Source organism: Thermococcus sp. M36, from assembly GCF_012027355.1.
GTDB lineage: Archaea > Methanobacteriota_B > Thermococci > Thermococcales > Thermococcaceae > Thermococcus.
On the sequence record NZ_SNUH01000275.1, the window covers coordinates 1 to 413 of the forward strand.

1 protein-coding gene is annotated in these 413 nt (G+C 28.8%); it reads left to right on the forward strand.

Going from position 1 to position 413, the window contains the following annotated elements; translation table 11 throughout:
• Nucleotides 1–100: 100 nt before the first annotated feature.
• A partial coding sequence (locus E3E36_RS12330; protein ID WP_167895630.1) for a sugar transferase occupies nt 101–413 on the forward strand: 313 nt, incomplete at its 3' end.

Here is a 413-nt window from a genome sequence, read left to right on the forward strand (position 1 = left end):
TTTATCGGTTATAGCTTATTTAAACTAATTTGATGACTCTACTTCCATTTATAAAGCTAACAATTAATTTTATTATCTTGCATTTAAATATTAAAGCGTAATGGGTAAATTGATTGAACCTCAGCGTAAAATAAAGCCAATTAGTTTACTTCGAGTAATTCGAAAGTTACCCCCTGAGCAAGGTATAGCAGCTAAAGCACAAATTATTAATTACAGTTCACGAAAAAGACTACTTGATTTGACAGTTTCTTTTTTTGCTTTATTATTTATTTTTTCTTGGCTCTTCCCCCTTTTAGCTATCTTAATAAGAATAACTTCAAAAGGACCTATTTTTTATATACAATCCAGAAATGGTTGTAATGATCAAATTATCAATTGTTATAAGTTTAGAACAATGACTTGGCACGGAAATG